The organism is Pedobacter glucosidilyticus DSM 23534, assembly GCF_000425145.1.
Taxonomy (GTDB): Bacteria; Bacteroidota; Bacteroidia; order Sphingobacteriales; family Sphingobacteriaceae; genus Pseudopedobacter; species Pseudopedobacter glucosidilyticus.
This window is the reverse complement of record NZ_KE384311.1, coordinates 180,123-193,769: the sequence shown is the minus strand read 5'-3', so window position 1 is coordinate 193,769 and position 13,647 is coordinate 180,123. Positions and strand designations below refer to the sequence as shown.

The 13,647-nt window shown below is 35.2% G+C and carries 15 protein-coding genes; 9 read left to right on the top strand and 6 right to left on the bottom strand.

Going from position 1 to position 13,647, the window contains the following annotated elements:
• Positions 1 to 26: 26 nt before the first annotated feature.
• Positions 27 to 1,397, top strand: coding sequence for a dipeptidase (locus tag H510_RS0113870; RefSeq protein WP_026904871.1), 1,371 nt, complete (start codon positions 27 to 29; stop codon positions 1,395 to 1,397).
• A gap of 229 nt (positions 1,398 to 1,626) precedes the next feature.
• Entirely contained in the window at positions 1,627 to 2,250 is a 624-nt protein-coding gene (locus H510_RS0113865; RefSeq protein WP_026904870.1) for a hypothetical protein, read from the top strand.
• A 69-nt stretch (positions 2,251 to 2,319) separates the two neighbouring features.
• Here H510_RS0113865 and H510_RS0113860 read toward each other — a convergent pair whose 3' ends face one another.
• The 4 genes from H510_RS0113860 to H510_RS0113845 are packed head-to-tail and all read right to left on the bottom strand — an operon-like array spanning position 2,320 to position 6,035.
• A complete protein-coding gene (locus H510_RS0113860; RefSeq protein ID WP_026904869.1) occupies positions 2,320 to 3,621 on the bottom strand; it encodes a NupC/NupG family nucleoside CNT transporter in 1,302 nt (433 codons plus the stop codon).
• A gap of 35 nt (positions 3,622 to 3,656) precedes the next feature.
• A complete protein-coding gene (locus tag H510_RS0113855) occupies positions 3,657 to 4,277 on the bottom strand; it encodes a bifunctional nuclease family protein (protein ID WP_026904868.1) in 621 nt (206 codons plus the stop codon).
• A 14-nt stretch (positions 4,278 to 4,291) separates the two neighbouring features.
• Positions 4,292 to 5,269 carry an electron transfer flavoprotein subunit alpha/FixB family protein gene (locus tag H510_RS0113850; RefSeq protein WP_026904867.1) on the bottom strand — a complete coding sequence of 326 codons (978 nt, stop codon included), beginning with the start codon at positions 5,267 to 5,269 and terminating at the stop codon, positions 4,292 to 4,294.
• A 28-nt stretch (positions 5,270 to 5,297) separates the two neighbouring features.
• Positions 5,298 to 6,035: an electron transfer flavoprotein subunit beta/FixA family protein gene (locus H510_RS0113845; protein ID WP_026904866.1), complete on the bottom strand. Its 738-nt coding sequence runs from the start codon at positions 6,033 to 6,035 to the stop codon at positions 5,298 to 5,300.
• Between the two features lie 121 nt (positions 6,036 to 6,156).
• Here H510_RS0113845 and H510_RS0113840 point away from each other — a divergent pair, with 121 nt between their 5' ends.
• Positions 6,157 to 6,486, top strand: a complete 330-nt coding sequence (locus H510_RS0113840; RefSeq protein WP_026904865.1) for a tetratricopeptide repeat protein — start codon at positions 6,157 to 6,159, stop codon at positions 6,484 to 6,486.
• Between the two features lie 4 nt (positions 6,487 to 6,490).
• On the top strand, positions 6,491 to 7,702 hold the full coding sequence (chrA, locus tag H510_RS0113835) for a chromate efflux transporter (RefSeq protein ID WP_036692997.1): 1,212 nt from the start codon (positions 6,491 to 6,493) through the stop codon (positions 7,700 to 7,702).
• Here the strand turns inward: chrA and dnaB are convergent.
• Positions 7,699 to 9,249, bottom strand: coding sequence for a replicative DNA helicase (gene dnaB / locus H510_RS0113830; RefSeq protein ID WP_026904863.1), 1,551 nt, complete (start codon positions 9,247 to 9,249; stop codon positions 7,699 to 7,701). The two genes, chrA and dnaB, sit on opposite strands and share 4 nt — an antisense overlap.
• A 266-nt stretch (positions 9,250 to 9,515) precedes the next feature.
• On the opposite strand from dnaB, the gene rlmB reads away from it, so the two are divergent.
• Entirely contained in the window at positions 9,516 to 10,292 is a 777-nt protein-coding gene (gene rlmB, locus H510_RS0113820) for a 23S rRNA (guanosine(2251)-2'-O)-methyltransferase RlmB (RefSeq protein WP_036692950.1), read from the top strand.
• Between the two features lie 608 nt (positions 10,293 to 10,900).
• Here the strand turns inward: rlmB and H510_RS0113810 are convergent.
• Positions 10,901 to 11,224, bottom strand: coding sequence for a hypothetical protein (locus tag H510_RS0113810; RefSeq protein WP_026904861.1), 324 nt, complete (start codon positions 11,222 to 11,224; stop codon positions 10,901 to 10,903).
• A gap of 142 nt (positions 11,225 to 11,366) precedes the next feature.
• Between H510_RS0113810 and H510_RS0113805 the strand changes: the two genes are divergently transcribed.
• The 4 genes from H510_RS0113805 to H510_RS0113790 all read left to right on the top strand — a co-directional run bounded on the left by H510_RS0113805 (position 11,367) and on the right by H510_RS0113790 (position 13,599).
• Positions 11,367 to 11,846, top strand: coding sequence for a nucleotidyltransferase substrate binding protein (locus tag H510_RS0113805; RefSeq protein WP_026904860.1), 480 nt, complete (start codon positions 11,367 to 11,369; stop codon positions 11,844 to 11,846).
• Positions 11,821 to 12,153, top strand: coding sequence for a nucleotidyltransferase domain-containing protein (locus H510_RS0113800; RefSeq protein ID WP_081659287.1), 333 nt, complete (start codon positions 11,821 to 11,823; stop codon positions 12,151 to 12,153). Before H510_RS0113805 ends, H510_RS0113800 begins: the two co-directional genes overlap by 26 nt.
• A 334-nt stretch (positions 12,154 to 12,487) precedes the next feature.
• Positions 12,488 to 12,718 carry a hypothetical protein gene (locus tag H510_RS18960; protein ID WP_211226584.1) on the top strand — a complete coding sequence of 77 codons (231 nt, stop codon included), beginning with the start codon at positions 12,488 to 12,490 and terminating at the stop codon, positions 12,716 to 12,718.
• A 35-nt stretch (positions 12,719 to 12,753) separates the two neighbouring features.
• The gene (locus tag H510_RS0113790; protein WP_026904858.1) at positions 12,754 to 13,599 is read left to right on the top strand and encodes a BRO-N domain-containing protein; all 846 of its coding nucleotides are present in this window, start codon (positions 12,754 to 12,756) and stop codon (positions 13,597 to 13,599) included.
• The last annotated feature ends 48 nt before the right edge of the window (positions 13,600 to 13,647 follow it).

The window sequence follows — 13,647 nt, the reverse complement described above, 5'->3', positions numbered from 1 at the left end:
TCTTATATTTGCATAAAAGCAATTTTATGCAAGAGATAAAAGAATATATAGAGCAACATAAACCTCGTTTTTTGGAGGAGTTATTTGCATTATTAAGATTTCCATCAGTAAGTGCAGACCCTAAATACAAAGGTGATGTATTAAAAACGGCTGAATTTGTAGCTTCTAAACTAGCTGAAGCTGGTGCTGATTTGGTAGAAGTTTGTCCTACGACAGGTTATCCTATTGTTTATGGCGAAAAGCTTATTGATAGCAGTTTGCCTACAGTTCTAGTTTACGGGCATTATGATGTTCAGCCTCCAGACCCTTTAGAGCTTTGGGAAACACCTCCTTTTGAACCAACGGTACGTGACGGTAAAATATATGCCCGTGGCGCTTGCGATGATAAAGGTCAGTTTTATATGCACATCAAAGCATTTGAAACGATGATGAACACCCAACAACTTCCTTGCAATATCAAATTTATGATTGAAGGGGAGGAAGAAGTAGGTTCTGATAATTTAGGACAATTTGTAAAAGATAATAAAGCCAGATTACAAGCCGACGTAGTGCTTATTTCTGATACTTCTATGATTAGCATGGAAAACCCATCTCTGGAAACAGGGTTAAGAGGTTTAGCCTACATGGAGGTTGAGGTTGTTGGACCTAACCGAGATTTACACTCTGGTGTTTATGGAGGTGCTGTTGCGAACCCCGCAACAATCCTTTGCCAAATGATTGCTTCTTTACACGATGAAAACAATCATGTTACCATACCCGGTTTTTATGATGGTGTTATAGAATTATCTGATGATGAAAAGAAAGCTTTAAATGCAGCTCCTTTTGATTTAGAAGAATACAAAAAAGATTTAGCTGTTGATGATGTTTGGGGAGAAAAAGGTTACAGCACTTTAGAGCGTACAGGCACCAGACCAACGCTAGAAGTAAATGGTATTTGGGGTGGTTACACAGGGCCAGGTGCTAAAACAGTTTTACCTTCTAAAGCTGAAGCTAAAATATCTATGCGACTTGTTCCTGGTCAAGATTGGCAAAGAATATCAGATTTATTCAAAAATCATTTCGAAAGTATTGCTCCAAAATCTGTTAAGGTAAAAGTAACGGCTCACCATGGTGGTATGCCTTACGTTACACCGGTTGATTCTGTAGCCTTTAAAGCAGCTTTCAAAGCTATAGAAGAATCTTTTGGTAAGGCACCTGTGCCAACAAGGGGCGGAGGTAGTATCCCAATTGTAGCTTTGTTTGAGCAAGAATTAAATATTAAAACCGTTTTGATGGGATTTGGCTTAGATAGCGATAACCTACATTCTCCTAATGAGAAGTATGATATTTATAACTATTATAAAGGCATAGAAACCATACCTTTATTCTTTAAGCATTTTGCAGATTTAAGCAAATAACTTATTGATATTGTCAAAGAGCTTATTTGTCAAATTGAACACCTAACTGTTCGGTTGGCAAGGAGTCGAAATGTAATCTAATAGGAATAAAGTTTCGACTCCATTCACCCAAAGCATCAATTGATGGATTGGGTATAGTCTCGTTTTTATTAAAGCATCTTTACCCGTAATTAAAATGTTCCGAGTCAAAATTAGATAGTTAAAAAAATTAATTAATTTTGCTTTAACTATGAAGGAACAATTGATAAATATTAATCTTAAAAAAACATTTAAGTTTATATTTATATCAGCTTTAAGTATATTTTTATCATCCTGTAAAGAAGAAGATCCAGAATTTGTATGTAACGGAGATTTTTTCTTGGAAAAAAGAGTGGTGCGAAACACACAAACCTTATACGCAAATAATTTTCCATCAGTTAAAAAATGCTTTAAGATATTGTCTGTTGAAAAAGCACACAACAATGGCACAAACATCATCATCAAAATCAAGGAGGTAGGAGAGGGAGCATTAGGACATTATATAGAGTTTAACATTAGCCCTAGTATAGCCAGTTCGTCGCCAGATGTTGATATTTACCAGTTAAGACCTCAAGATTTTACATTACACATCAAGCAGTTTTTATATAATCATGAAAATACTGGAAACAGTTTTAATCCATTATCAACATTAGCACTTAAAAGTAATGCTCATGATGATGTTAAAGCTGGTGCTCATAACTTTAATGTATTGCTTATTGATGAGAAAAATAAAACCCTAATTTTTAATTTAGATAAGATTGTAGGAGTAAGTGGTCTTGATTCTTATGTAGAATACACAGGTTTTAAGCCTATAGTCATTTCCATTCCAGAATAAAAAAAGAGGCTACTTTACAAAATCGTTTGTAAGGCAACCTCTATTGATGATATATCTTTTAAAGTTTCTTTATATAATCATACTTACTATAGCTGCTGTAAGTAAACAGGCTAAAGTACCACCTAGTAATGCTTTTAATCCTAGTTTAGACAAATTACTTCTTTGTCCGGGAGCTAAAGAACCAATACCACCTATTTGAATACCAATAGATGCGAAATTAGCAAAGCCACATAAAGCATAAGTAGTAATGATGATAGATCTAGGATCTGTCATGATACCAGAAGCCTTTAACTTAGCTAAAGAAGCGTAAGCATAAAATTCATTTAAAATGGTTTTTTCTCCTAAAAGCTGCCCAACATTTGTCATGTTCTGGCTATCAACACCAATTACCCAAGCTAAAGGTGCGAAAATATAACCTAGCATATATTGCAAACTTAAACCATCATATTTTCCACCACTGCTAGCTTTAATCATATCATTGATATTAAAAAAACTACCAATAAAATGAAAACAAATATAGTTAAGCAAGGCCATCAGTGCAGTAAAAACCAATAACATAGCGCCAACATTTACAGCAAGCTTTAAACCATCTGTGGTACCAATAGCTATAGCTTCTAACACATTAGAACCGTTCTTTTCATCCGATATTTTTAAATCTTTATTTACCTCTTCTTTTTCAGGTAATAATATTTTAGAAATTAGAATGGCAGCTGGAGAAGACATAACAGATGCGCATAATAAATGTGTTGCAAATTCTTGCTGCGCTTCTTTAGATTCTCCTCCTAAAAAGCCTACATAAGCAGCCAAAACCCCACCTGCAATAGTTGCCATGCCTCCAATCATCAGACATAACAATTCGGATTTTGTCATTTTTTCTATATATGGCTTAACCAATAAAGGAGCTTCTGTTTGCCCCAGAAAAATATTACCAGCAGAAGCTAAACTTTCAGCTCCCGAGAGCTTCATAAATCTGGATACCACCCAAGCAAAAACGTAAACTATTTTTTGTAAAATGCCCAAATAATAAAGTAGAGAAGTTAAGGCAGAGAAAAAAATAACTGTTGGTAAGACCTGAAAAGCAAAGATGTATCCAAAACTTTTAGTGTTACCTATTAAATCTCCGAATAAAAAAAGCGATCCTTCTTTTGTGAAGTCTAGTATAACCACAAAAACACTGGCAACAGAGTCAAAAAAAGATCTTATAAAAGGAACCTTTAAAACCCCTAATGCAAAAATAATTTGGATGAGCAGGCCAGCAGAAACAATTTTCCAGCTGATAGATTTTCTTGAGCTGCTAAATGCGATAGCAATGAAGAGGATAATCACTACGCCTAGCAAACCCCTTAAAACATTTTCCAGAATCGGACTCATAAAAGTTAATTAGTGTGGCAATGAAGATAAAAAAATTATGATGATTTTCTTTTATTTAATTCATCTCTAATTTTAGCTGCTTTTTCATAAGCTTCTTCGGCCAAAGCTTCCTGAAGTTTAGTTTGCAATTCTTCATTAGAAAAACCAGAAAATTTATCGCCAGAACTAGAAGAACTGCTAGTGACAGTGGTTAAAGGACCGTCTTCTGCAACGGGTTCTATATTGTCTAAAAACAAAAAGTCGTTACCTTCAATAACAATTCCTGCCGATGCTAATATAAATTCATAAGTATAAATGGGGCATTCAAACCTTACCGCTAGGGCGATTGCATCTGACGTTCTAGCATCAATTTCTAAAGTTTTTTTACCATCATTACAGATAAGTTTAGCGTAAAAAATACCTTCAACCAGGTTATAAATAATAACTTCTTGAATATTGATATGATAAGCATCCGCAAAAGATTTGAATAAATCATGCGTTAACGGACGACTAGGGGTCATTTTTTCAATTTCTATAGCAATAGCCTGAGCTTCAAATCCACCTATAATGATGGGTAGTCTTCTTCTTCCATTAACCTCGCCCAATACCAGGGCATAAGCCCCGGATTGAGTTTGACTATAGGATAATCCTATGATATCTAATTTTAATTTTTTCATTTAATTAGACAAACCTAGTTATTTGCTTTGAAAGATTTAAGCTCTTCAATCAATTTTGGTACAATTTCAAAAGCATCACCAACTATGCCATAATCTGCAACTTTGAAAAATGGTGCTTCTGGGTCTTTGTTAATCACCACAATAACTTTTGATGATGATACTCCGGCTAGGTGTTGTATAGCTCCAGAAATACCAATAGCTATATATAAATTAGGACTAATAGCTATTCCAGTTTGTCCAACGTGTTCAGAATGTGGTCTCCAATCCGCATCAGAAACAGGTTTAGAACAAGCTGTAGCAGCACCTAAAAGATTAGCCAATTCTTCAACCATACCCCAATTTTCAGGTCCTTTTAATCCTCTACCGGCAGAAACTACCAACTCGGCATCAGGTAAAGAAACTTTATCTGTTGCTCTCACAATATCCTTAATTAAAGCAGTTAAGTCTGTTGGTTTAACTGTAGCCGCAAAGTCTTCTATAACAGCCTGACTTCCTGTTTCTACAATTTTATAGGAGTTTGGAGTTAGCGAAATAACTTTTTTATCGGCATGAAGCTCTACATAAGCGAAAGCTTTATTGGAGAAAGCTGTTTTTTTAACGATAAACTTACCATCGTTTAGCTCTGGCAAAGAAATAGCACCATCTACCAAACCCGCATTTAATTTTACAGCTATACGAGGGGCTAAGCCTTTTCCGGAGAAAGAATTAGATAAAACCACCACAGAAGCAGCAGTTTTTTCTGCTGCCTCAGCAATAACCGAGGCATAAGCTTGGTTGATAAAGCTTTTTAAAGCATCCTGATTTACATTTAAAATTTTTGCAGCACCATAATTACCCAATTTTTGTAACTCATCTTGGGCAACATTACCTATAGAAACAGCTGTTAAGCTGGTATTTAATTGGTCTGCAATTGCTTTTGCATAAGATACGGCTTCAAAAATTGATTTTTTGAATTTGCCTTCTGCATTTTCTACATATACTAGAACTGACATCTTTTCTTAATTTTTTTTAGTGGATAGATTAAATAACTTTAGCTTCTGCGTGTAGTAAGTCTACCAATTTCTGCGGCTCTGAGGCATCAATCAAGGTAACTTGTCCGCGAGGCGCTGGTGTCTCAAATTTTACAATTTTAGAAGAAGTTTGTACCTCAACAGGCTCTAAAACTTGTAAAGGTTTTGTTCTGGCAGACATGATACCTCTCATGTTAGGGATTTTCCATTCTGCAACACCTTCGGCTGTACCGGCTACAAAAGGGAAGGGGATAGCTAATACTTCTTTACCGCCTTCAATTTCTCTCTCTACAATACCTTGATTGCCCTCAACACTTAATTTTTTAATGATAGATACTGATGGAATATCTAGTATCTCTGCTAGCATCGCTGGAACTTTTGCACCATTATAATCTATAGATTCTCTTCCTGCCAAGATTAAATCAAAATTTTGATCTTTAGCGTAAGCAGCAATTTGTGTGGCTACAAAAAAAGCATCGCTTGGCGTGGCATTTACCCTTACTGCATCATGGGCACCAATAGCTAAAGCTTTTCTGATGGTGGGTTCGGTAGAAGCATCACCAACGTGTATAACGGTAACGGTTCCTGCACCGTTATCTGTTAATTCTATAGCTCTGGCTAAAGCAATTTCATCATAAGGATTTAAAATAAATTGAACCCCGTTCTGGTTAAACTGTGTATCGTTATCACTAAAAGTTACTTTTGTAGTGGTATCGGGTACATGACTTATACAAACTAGTATTTTCATCTTTCTTATTTATTTTGGTGTAGATAATTGATTTTATATTTTTAGCGTATGATGATTTCAAAACTATATGTAGTTTTATCACCTCTTAAAACAAATTTAATGAATTAAGCCAAATTCTATCATGCCAATAAACAGATTAGAACGATTATTAGAATTCTTTAACAATGAGCCCAATGATCCCTTTCTAAAATACGCATTGGCAACAGAATATGTTAGGCTAAATAACGAAGATTTAGCTTTAAAGTTTTACCTTGATTTGGTGAACAACCACGAAGATTATGTAGGAACTTACTATCATTTAGGTAAGCTTTATGAAAGTCTAAATCAAAAAGAAGAAGCGCTTAAAACTTATGAGAAAGGTATACAGGTAGCTAGAAAAATTAAAGACCAACACGCTTTAAACGAACTTTTAGGCGTGTATAATAATTTACAAGACGAATTGTTTGATTGATATTTTGAGAAAAAGACACATTATTTTTTTAAGAGATGTAATAGGTTTTATGCTCACCTCTTTTGGTGGCCCGCAAGCGCATATAGCTATCCTTTTAAAAGAATTTGTACTTAAAAGAGCTTACCTCACAGAAGAGGAATTGTTAGAGCTGTATTCTCTTTCTCAGATTTTACCTGGGCCTGCCTCAACCCAAACCCTTATTGGGATAGCTTATAAAGTAGGGGGATACTATCTAGCTATTCTTACATTTTTTATTTGGGCATTACCTTCTGCCGGAATCATGTGTTTTCTGGCTATCAGCTACAAGAATTTATCTTTAAGCCAAGCATTTGTTAATATCAATCAATATATACAACCTATAGCTTTAGGGATAGTTGCCTTTGCAGCTTATTCTTTTGGTAAAAAAATCATCAAATCTAAAGTTACAGCCGCTTTAACCATAGGTGCTGTTATTTGTTCGCTTATCCTAAAAAATGCCTACGCTTTTCCTATCATGATTTTGATAGGAGGGATCATTACATCAGCCACAGAAACAAAAAAGGAAGAGAATGAATTGAGGGTAAGGCTCTTTTCTAATATCAATATTAAAAAAGTAATCTACTTTATTGGGGTATTACTTTTCTTTGGTTTATTAGGAGCTACTATCAACAGAACATCGCCTTTTAGCTTACCTGTAAGGTTATTTGAGAACTTTTACAGAAACGGCATACTAATTTTTGGAGGTGGAAATGTTCTTGTTCCTTTAATGTATACCGAGTTTGTGGAGATGAAACATTATTTAACCAGTAATGAATTTCTAAGTGGTTTTGCTATTCAGCAGGGTTTACCCGGACCCACTTTTTCTTTCACTTCTTTTCTTGGGGCCATGACATTAGCTAACAATGGTTACGGTATAACAGGGCAAATGATGGGGGCTTTTATAGCTGTTTTAGGCATCAATTTACCAGGAATCATCCTGATTTTATTTATAGTTCCCTTTTGGGATGATTTGAAAAAAATTACCCGAATTAAAAAATCCTTATCAGGCATAAACGCCGTTGGCGTAGGTTTTATGGTTGCTGCCTTTATCCTTTTAATTATTCCTATTGGTACAAGCTATACCTCTTTAATGATTGTTTTGTCAACCTTTTTATTGTTACAATTTACTAAAATAAAAACCCCATACTTGATATTAGCTGGGGTTCTTTTAGGTTGTATTCCTTTATTATTAAGTTAAAACGGAGGATCTTCATCATTATCCCAGTTTTTAGGTTTTAGGGTGATGCTTTCAAACTGTGTTGAAGGACTAATTCCTGAGAAGGGATCTATATTACTGCTATCTTTATTTCCCATCGTTCCAAATCCATCATCTAAATCAGCAAATTTCACATATTTACCAATAAATCTAAGTTGAACGGTTCCGGTTTCGCCATTTCTATGTTTAGCAATGATAACCTCACCAACACCAGCAGTAGAGTTACCATTTTCATCTTGTTCTAAACCGTAATATTCAGGTCGGTATAAGAATAACACCATATCCGCATCTTGCTCAATAGCACCAGATTCACGTAAATCTGATAGCATAGGTCTTTTAGAACCTCCCGGACGATTTTCTACAGCTCTACTTAACTGCGAAAGTGCAATTACCGGAACATTGAGTTCTTTAGCTACTTGTTTTAAAGCCCTGGAAATACTTGAAATCTCTTGCTCACGGTTACCACCACCTTTACCATCGGCTTTACCCTGCATCAATTGCAAGTAATCGATGATAATCATCTGGATATCGTATTGAGATTTTAATCGTCTACATTTAGCTCTAAACTCAAAAACGTTAAGTGCTGGGGTATCATCAATAATTAAAGGAGCCTCGCTCAAATTACCAATTTTAGAAGTTAGCTGATGCCATTCCCAATCTAACAAATTTCCCTTTCTGATTTTTTCTTGCTCTATTTCTGCTTCACCAGCAATTAAACGATTGGTTAACTGTACAGAAGACATCTCTAAAGAGAAAACTACAACTGGTTTATTAAATTGTACAGCAGCATTTCTGGCGCAACTTAAAACGAAAGCTGTTTTACCCATAGCCGGACGAGCAGCTATAATCACCAAATCAGATTTTTGCCAACCGTTAGTCATTCTATCTAAAGCCGTAAAACCAGAAGGAACACCGGTTAAAGAATCATCTTTATCTTTTAAAGATTCCAGAATTTTCAGAGATTCTTTAACAATATCATCCATTTTACGAGAATCTCTTCTCAGGTTGTTTTGAGCAATATCAAATAGGTTTTTCTCGGCATAATCTAAAAGTTCAAAAACATCGCTGGTATCTTCATAAGACTGGTTAATAATGTCTGTAGAAATTCTAATCAACTCTCTTTGAATAAATTTCTGGGAGATGATACGAGCGTGATATTCGATATTAGCTGCGGATGCAACGCGGTTAGTAAGTTCTGTAATATAATAGGCGCCACCAACCATTTCAATATCACCTTGTTTTCTAAGCTGAGCAGTAACAGTTAAAATATCAACAGGTGAGGATTGTGTAAATAAAGTTTGTATGGCTTCAAATATTTTCTGATGCGCATCTTTATAAAAAACATTAGGTTTTAAAATATCGATAACAGCAGAAAGCGCATCTTTCTCTAACATTAAAGCTCCTAAAACAGCTTCCTCAAGGTCTAAAGCTTGTGGTGGTAATTTACCTAAACCAGAAACCATAGAACTTAACCTGTTTCTTTTATCTTTCGATAGGGAAGATTTATTGGATTCGGCTTCTAAACTCATAACTACAAAAATATACAAAATTCCTGCATGATAAGTAAGAGTTCTTAACTATGCTAGCATAAGAAATTTAAAAACATCAAAATTGTAAGAGATTTACCATGAGTATTCCACAGCTACATGTTCATAAGCTGTTGATAAACAAAATAAAGCGCCTTTGAGATATCAACATGGGCTTGTTGATAAAAAGTAACACTGTTAGTTCTTAAAAACAACTTCTTCATAGAAGCGCTTTGAGCCTGTAAAAAAACGCTATCTTTACCACAATTATGGATAGAAATTTTCAAAGACAGCCAAAAGAATCTAATCAGATGATTTTTGGTATTAGAGCAGTTATTGAAGCTATAAAATCTGGTAAAGACATTGAGTCTTTATTTTTGCAAAGAGGTATAGCTGGCGGCTTGATGTCTGAATTGAAGACCATTTTAAGAGAATATGATATTCCTTCGCAACAAGTACCTGTAGAAAAATTAAACCGAATTACAGCAAAAAACCATCAAGGCGCTATCGCTTTTATTTCGCCTATTACTTATCAAAAAATTGAAGACATTATCCCCACTATTTTTGAAAATGGTGAAGTTCCTTTGATTCTTATTTTAGATGGTATCACTGATGTCAGGAATTTTGGTGCTATAGTGCGCACCGCAGAATGTTCTGGTGTGCATGCCATAGTGGTTCCTAAAAAAGGTTCGGCCCAAATTAATCCAGATGCGGTTAAAACATCAGCCGGAGCTTTGTATAAAGTACCTATTTGCCGACATGATAATTTGCTTAGCATTGCCAGGTTTTTAAAAGATTCTGGCTTACAAGTAGTCTCTTGTACCGAAAAAACAGATGATTTCATTTATAAACCCGATTATACCGCACCCACAGCTGTGATTATGGGAGCAGAAGATGAAGGTATCTCTTTCGATTTAATCAGAAATTCTGATTACCTAACCAAAATCCCGATGATGGGGGAGATAGAAAGTTTAAACGTTTCTGTATCTGCTGGAATTATTTTGTATGAAGTGGTAAGGCAGAGAATAGGGGTTTCTTCTTTATAAATTTTAACTGAACGAAGTTTAATAGTTACCACTATTATTTTTATAACGAATGCAGTGAAGCTATCTCTTCATACAGTGTTACCTGTATGCAGCATTACTGGTTGTTGAGCATGATGAAACCTTTCCTTTCAGGTCTTATTGAACAAAGTGAAAAATCTCACTATAAAAGTTTACAGCTTTCATGTGGCTCACCTTGCTTTTGGGTTGCTTCCTATCGTCAGCATGACTTGTTGGTGAGAGTAAGGGAGCCTTTCCCTTCAGTCTTGTTCAACAAAGTGAAACATCTCTCAATAAAAGTTTACAGCCTTCATGTGGCTCACCTTTCTTTTGGGTTGCTTCCTATCGTCAGCATGACTTGTTGTTGAGCGTGATGAAACCTTTTCCTTCAGTCTTGTTGAGGTCTAATACATTTCATATAAATCAATATGAAATGACGTGTTTAAGTATTTCGATAGTCCTGCCCAAGCATTAACGGCCGTTTACGCCCAATTCCGCCTTGGCGGTTGCGGCTTCTACAGGATTAGCCTTAGTAGAACCTTTAGAAGCAAGCGGCGCAGCGGAGAGTTTTTGGGTACTTTTTGCGGAAAAAAGTACCTTGACATGGCCGGTCAAGAGGCCGGAAAGCCAGTGGGTGAATGCTTAATTTTTAAACATTTATAAATAGCGTCAATGGTAACAAAATAAAACATCTCACAATAAAAGTTTACAGCTTTCATGTGGCTCACCTTGCTTTTGGGTTGCTTCCTATCGTCAGCATGACTTGTTGGTGAGCATGATGAAACCTTTCCCTTCAGTCTTGGTTTGTTGTGAGAAGAAATTTTAAAAGAAATAAATAAAAAGCGTGGTAAAAATAGCAGTTCGCCAGCCTTAAAACCTAAGGCTGTAGCCGTAAAAGCTACGGATAAAAAAGAAACAGTACCAGAAGTACCCATAGGTAAGGTGTTTTACCAATCGGAGTTGAATTTTGGGTGAGGGGGGAATGGAATGATTTAAAAAAGGAAAGTGGGATAAAATCGTAAATAAGTTACGTATTATTGTATTGGCTTACAAATAATATAAGTTTACGTTAAGTTTATGGAAGACATAAGATGGCAACAACGTTTCAACAATTATAACAGAGCTTTAGCAAAGCTTAGTAACAATATCCATTACATTAAAAATCAATTCGATCAATTGAATTTTGAAAATGATGAAGTTTATAAAGATATTGTTTTAAGTATAGAAGATATTTTTAAGCAAGGTTTAATTCAGAGTTTCAAGTTTACGCATGAATTAGCATGGAAAGTGATGCAAGATTTTGCGAAAGATCAAGGTCAGACAGAAATAAGAGGTAGTAAAGATGCTACACGTTATGCTGCCCAGGTAAATCTTATCACCGATGGTCATACTTGGATGGACATGATATTAAGCAGAAATGAATCTTCACATACTTACAATGAAGCTATTGCCAATGAGATATTTATAACTATTATCACAAAATATCATCCATTGTTACTAAGCTTTAAAGAAAAAATAGAAGAAATTAGAAGTGGACAACAAGGAAACTTACTATAAAAATCAAATTGGTTTATTAGAAAAAGATTTAGCTAAAATCTACCAAGTATTTTCTGCATTTCCAGCTGTAGAAAAAGTATGGCTTTATGGTTCTAGAGCAAAAGGAAATCATCAAGTATATTCAGATATTGATTTAGTTTTGGATGGCCAATCTTTAGATTTAAAAACTCAGCATCAAATAGAATGGGCTTTGGATGATTTATATTTACCTTATCATTTTGATGTTAGTCTGTTATCCAAAATAGAAAATTCAGAACTCCGCCAGCATATAGATAGGGTTGGGATTTTATTTTATGAAAAGGGGTGAGGTTGAACTAACAGGGTTGAATTTTGGGTGATGAGGAGATATTTTCATCAAAGAAGATAGTACTTAAAGATTAAAAGTTATGTATTATTGTATAAGCTTTAAATTTAAATGTTTAACAATCTAGTTATTTCTAATAGTTATAATAAGTGTTTGTTTATAAGCATAAATTAATTTAAATATTATCATTTTAATAACTGTTTCTTATATTTAGGATGTCTTAATTAGAAAAACATAATCTTATAAATTGACTATACAAGTAAAATCCAAAAAGCGAGTTACTGACCACGGGTAAGTATTTACTAACCAACGTGAAGTTAATGCTATGCTCAATTTTGTGAAACACGAAACAGAAAGAATTGAATCCCGTTTCTTAGAACCTGCTTGCGGTAATGGCAACTTTTTAGCAGAAGTTTTAAGACGTAAATTAGCAGTTGTGAACGGTAGATATAGTAAAAATCAAGTAGAATGGGAACGCTATTCTATAATGGCAGTTTCTAGCATATATGGGGTTGATATTTTAGAAGGCAACGCCCAAGAATGCCGAGACCGTTTACTTAGTATTTAGGCTCTGCTCAAAACTACAATTCAAATTAATCAAAAATGAGTAAAAGAGAAGCCATACAAATCTTTGAAGAAAAACAAGTACGCACTGTGTGGGATGGCAGGCAGGAGAAGTGGTATATTTCCATTATTGATGTGGTTGCAGTGCTTACGGAAAGTATTGACCCAAGTGCTTATTGGCGGAAACTAAAACAGCGGCTGAAAGCCGAAGGAAATGAAACCGTGACGAATTGTCACGGGTTGAAAATGCAAGCGGCTGATGGAAAAATGAGAATGACTGATGTAGCGGATACTGAGCAGCTTTTCCGATTGATACAATCTATACCTTCCCCAAAAGCAGAGCCATTTAAACTATGGTTGGCACAAGTGGCAAGTGAACGGCTTGATGAAATGCAAGACCCTGAATTGAGTATAGACCGAGCTTTGGAACAGTACCTAACATTGGGCTATTCTGAAAGTTGGATAAACCAAAGGCTTAAGAGTATTGAAATTCGCAAAGAACTCACGGATGAATGGAAAAATCGTGGACTGAAAGAAGGGCAACAATTTGCAACACTTACTGATATTATCACAAAGGCTTGGGCAGGTAAAAGCACCAAAGAATACAAAGTATTTAAAGGCTTAAAAAAGGAAAACCTGCGAGACAATATGACCAATACGGAACTCATTTTAAACATGCTTGCCGAAGCTTCAACCAAAGATATTTCACAGGCAACCAACCCAAAAGATTTTGAAGAAAGTAAAAAAGTAGCTAAACAAGGCGGCAATGTAGCCAAAGTAGCACTAAAAGAATTGGAATCGAAAACGGGTAAAAAAGTGGTGAGCCCACTTAATGCTAAAGCTGTGTTAGGAATTGATAAATCCAAAAAGAAGAAGGATGAGTAAAAAAAGCATTCTTTCCATCCCGCCCGTCTACTAATCCAACCATTTATG

Excerpts from the sequence above, each read along its gene's own strand:
- H510_RS0113865 (WP_026904870.1), top strand. The coding sequence starts at position 1,627 with ATGAAGGAACAATTGATAAATATTAATCTTAAAAAAACATTTAAGTTT.
- dnaB (WP_026904863.1), bottom strand. The coding sequence starts at position 9,249 with ATGAGTTTAGAAGCCGAATCCAATAAATCTTCCCTATCGAAAGATAAA.
- H510_RS0113860 (WP_026904869.1), bottom strand. The coding sequence starts at position 3,621 with ATGAGTCCGATTCTGGAAAATGTTTTAAGGGGTTTGCTAGGCGTAGTG.
- H510_RS0113790 (WP_026904858.1), top strand. The coding sequence starts at position 12,754 with ATGAGTAAAAGAGAAGCCATACAAATCTTTGAAGAAAAACAAGTACGC.
- H510_RS0113805 (WP_026904860.1), top strand. The coding sequence starts at position 11,367 with ATGGAAGACATAAGATGGCAACAACGTTTCAACAATTATAACAGAGCT.
- H510_RS0113845 (WP_026904866.1), bottom strand. The coding sequence starts at position 6,035 with ATGAAAATACTAGTTTGTATAAGTCATGTACCCGATACCACTACAAAA.
- H510_RS0113810 (WP_026904861.1), bottom strand. The coding sequence starts at position 11,224 with ATGGGTACTTCTGGTACTGTTTCTTTTTTATCCGTAGCTTTTACGGCT.
- H510_RS0113870 (WP_026904871.1), top strand. The coding sequence starts at position 27 with ATGCAAGAGATAAAAGAATATATAGAGCAACATAAACCTCGTTTTTTG.
- H510_RS0113855 (WP_026904868.1), bottom strand. The coding sequence starts at position 4,277 with ATGAAAAAATTAAAATTAGATATCATAGGATTATCCTATAGTCAAACT.
- H510_RS0113850 (WP_026904867.1), bottom strand. The coding sequence starts at position 5,269 with ATGTCAGTTCTAGTATATGTAGAAAATGCAGAAGGCAAATTCAAAAAA.
- rlmB (WP_036692950.1), top strand. The coding sequence starts at position 9,516 with ATGGATAGAAATTTTCAAAGACAGCCAAAAGAATCTAATCAGATGATT.
- H510_RS0113840 (WP_026904865.1), top strand. The coding sequence starts at position 6,157 with ATGCCAATAAACAGATTAGAACGATTATTAGAATTCTTTAACAATGAG.